4 protein-coding genes and 1 pseudogene are annotated in these 2755 nt (G+C 34.0%); 1 reads left to right on the top strand and 4 read right to left on the bottom strand.

Annotated elements, in window-relative coordinates; genetic code table 11:
• Nucleotides 1-188, bottom strand: a pseudogene (locus AC1DTM_RS21925) (biotin transporter BioY); the annotation flags it as partial.
• A 108-nt stretch (nucleotides 189-296) separates the two neighbouring features.
• Here AC1DTM_RS21925 and AC1DTM_RS21920 point away from each other — a divergent pair.
• The gene (locus AC1DTM_RS21920) at nucleotides 297-1205 is read left to right on the top strand and encodes an aminoglycoside phosphotransferase family protein (RefSeq protein ID WP_016104276.1); all 909 of its coding nucleotides are present in this window, start codon (nucleotides 297-299) and stop codon (nucleotides 1203-1205) included.
• Here AC1DTM_RS21920 and AC1DTM_RS21915 read toward each other — a convergent pair.
• The 3 genes from AC1DTM_RS21915 to AC1DTM_RS21905 all read right to left on the bottom strand — a co-directional run bounded on the left by AC1DTM_RS21915 (nucleotide 1202) and on the right by AC1DTM_RS21905 (nucleotide 2705).
• On the bottom strand, nucleotides 1202-1363 hold the full coding sequence (locus tag AC1DTM_RS21915) for a hypothetical protein (protein WP_002149564.1): 162 nt from the start codon (nucleotides 1361-1363) through the stop codon (nucleotides 1202-1204). The genes AC1DTM_RS21920 and AC1DTM_RS21915 overlap by 4 nt on opposite strands.
• Nucleotides 1364-1460: 97 nt before the next feature.
• Complete coding sequence (locus tag AC1DTM_RS21910; RefSeq protein ID WP_088098847.1) at nucleotides 1461-2234, bottom strand: hypothetical protein; 774 nt, start codon at nucleotides 2232-2234, stop codon at nucleotides 1461-1463.
• Between the two features lie 24 nt (nucleotides 2235-2258).
• On the bottom strand, nucleotides 2259-2705 hold the full coding sequence (locus tag AC1DTM_RS21905; RefSeq protein WP_088098846.1) for a flavodoxin: 447 nt from the start codon (nucleotides 2703-2705) through the stop codon (nucleotides 2259-2261).
• Nucleotides 2706-2755 lie beyond the last annotated feature (50 nt).

Here is a 2755-nt window from a genome sequence, read left to right as displayed (position 1 = left end):
GTCACAAAGTGTTCTCCTACCTTTTTCTTTTCTTTATGAGTTAAAGTTTCTATACTTTTGTTCTTTAATTCCTTATTTAACTCGTAGCGATCTATCGGTTTAAAGGTGGCAAAAACCTCCTCTTTATATGACCAAAACAATCCAAAAACGATACATAGAGAAATGATTACTATTCTTTTCTTCGTAATACACCCCGCCCTCCTCCATAATGATAGTTATATTTTAACATACAGAAAGAAAATTCTGATATCATGAAGTGGAATAACCTACCTTTAACTTAGAAACGAGGAACAATTATGGACTCTTACAAACAATATATAAAAGAAGCTCTGCCCGGTCTTTCTATACATTCATATGCGCAAAATGAAGAGGGCTGGGATAATATAGCGGTTATTATAAATGACGAGCTACTGTTTCGTTTTCCGAGAAAACTTGAATATGCAAAGCGAATTCCGTTAGAAAAGGAGCTGTGTACCATTCTTTCTCATTCATTACAAAGAATCGAAGTCCCTAAGTATCGCGTATTGTATAAGAATAATTGTGATAATGTTCCATTTTGTAGCTATTATCCTCTCATTCATGGTAAACCGTTAAAAACTGAAATAGTTGCCCAGTTAGAGAAAAAAGAACTTGAAGTAATTATTACACAATTAGCCACTTTCCTTGCGGCTTTACATGGCATTCCTTTAAAGCATGCTGAAACGTTAGGATTCCCTATCGAAAAAACACTTACCTACTGGAAAGAACTACACACAAAATTAAATCAATATCTTACTAACAGTCTTACTTCATTACAGAAGTCAGCCTTAAATCGTTTATTCGAAAATTTCTTTGCCTATATAGCTAAATCTACCTTTCAAAATACAATTATTCATGCTGACTTTACACATCATCACATTTTATTTAACAACCAAAACAAAACCATTTCAGGTGTTATCGATTTTGGAGATGCTCAAATTGGCGATCCCGCTTTTGATTTTGCTGGGCTATATTATGATTTCGGTCATGAGTTTACTACATCTGTATATAAACACTACAGTGCACTTGTTTCTCACCGCGATCCATTACTCATTCACCGCATCACTACCTTTTATCAATACAGCCCTTTACTACATAACCTCATTTATAACATTGAAACAAATAACGAAATAGAATTAAACAAGAGTAAAGAACAATTGAAGGCAATATTACAGGGACGAGATTAAATTCTCTCCCTATACTCTCTCTCTTCATACATCATTAACTTTTTATCCATTTCAACAATAACTTTATACAATTGAAACGCCTGTAAAATTTGCAGTTGAATTCCAAAAGGAGCATTCTGTTCTTTTAACCATTGAAATACTTTTGTTTCATCTTTCATTGATTATTCCTCCMCTTATTAAAATCTGCTACTCATATACCGTAAATGATGAAAAGCTTTTCATGTCAATAATAAAAAGGATGCAAAATTGCATCCTTTAATGTACGATATTTTTCTTCTGCAACGTTTCCTCTTTTTCCTCTTCCACTTGGCACTCACCACGAAAAGCACAACTCATGCAATCAGAACGAAAATGACGCTCTGTGTAGTGCTCAGGTTGCTGTAACATTTCTTTCATTCTAAATAAATCATCCATTCCAGTTATAATATCTTCCTGTTTCGGAATGTACTCATACTTAGTTCCTTCTATTAAATTAATAACTTCAATTTTCCCTGGAAGAATACCGAAAGCTTTATAACTAAACACAGTCATTAACTTCTGACAAAGAGCTAGCATTTCTTCATTTGCATCAATAACATACTTTTTAATTGTAAATGATTCTGTACTCCACTCACCAACTTCAAATGTCATTGAAATATGAACACCTAACTCTTCCATATATGTTTGAAACTTCTCATATAAAAATAACGGCGGCGTCTGACTATCATCCCTTTCAACAAACTGTAATAAGTGATCAGTTAGCTTCGCTAAAACAATATAATACTCCGCCTTTGAAGCAAACATATTAACCCTTACTTTTTTCCAATACTTTTCTAAAAGTATTAAAAGAAAAATTTTTGTTTGTTGCCCGGCAGGCACCGTGTAATATTCATTAATAATTTGATTTACAATCATTTGTGCTATTTGTTGCCATTCAAATGAAGAGGGTTCTCTTCTTTTTATATGACGGAAATAAAATTTGTGTGGACAACGCATAAAATCATACAAATGGTAATCTGTCATCGTTTTGATTGCGATTTTTTCATGCAATTGCTCTTCATCTCCCTTCTGCCATTAAGAAAGGTGTTTTACAAATTCAGCTCCAAACTGTAAACATTTTTCGACATCTTCATCTTCTGGCGTTAATTCTACTTTCAATCCTTCTAACACAACTGCTGCCCCGCGCTCCTGCAGCTTTTCTATTAAAATATCAACCGCTACCCCGTATTTTGGATAACCTGAATCACATGACCCGAATACTGCCGCTTTTTTCCCATTTAAATCAATAGAATCCATTGCGTCATAAAAATCTAAAAAATCATCCGGAAGATCACCATCTCCCCAAGTATAAGCGCCTAAAATAATACCGTCATATTGCTCTAATATAGAAGCTTCTGGTGAATCCATAATATCAATAACTTCAATTTCACTTTCTGTTTCACGAATTGCACCCGCAATATGATCAGCCATTTCCTCCGTATTTCCACTCATACTTGCAAAAATCATTACTAACTTACTCAACTGAACCTCTCCTTTTACCTTGTATCTCTTTTTCTGTTGGAAGTGTACTC

This window comes from Bacillus sp. P4_D3 (genome assembly GCF_056401855.1).
Note: the sequence above shows the minus strand (reverse complement) of the source record. Positions and strands in the feature narration are given on the sequence as shown.

What these genes read in the sequence shown, in the direction of transcription:
- AC1DTM_RS21920 (WP_016104276.1), top strand. Translation starts at nt 297, where the DNA reads ATGGACTCTTACAAACAATATATAAAAGAAGCTCTGCCCGGTCTTTCT.
- AC1DTM_RS21915 (WP_002149564.1), bottom strand. Translation starts at nt 1,363, where the DNA reads ATGAAAGATGAAACAAAAGTATTTCAATGGTTAAAAGAACAGAATGCT.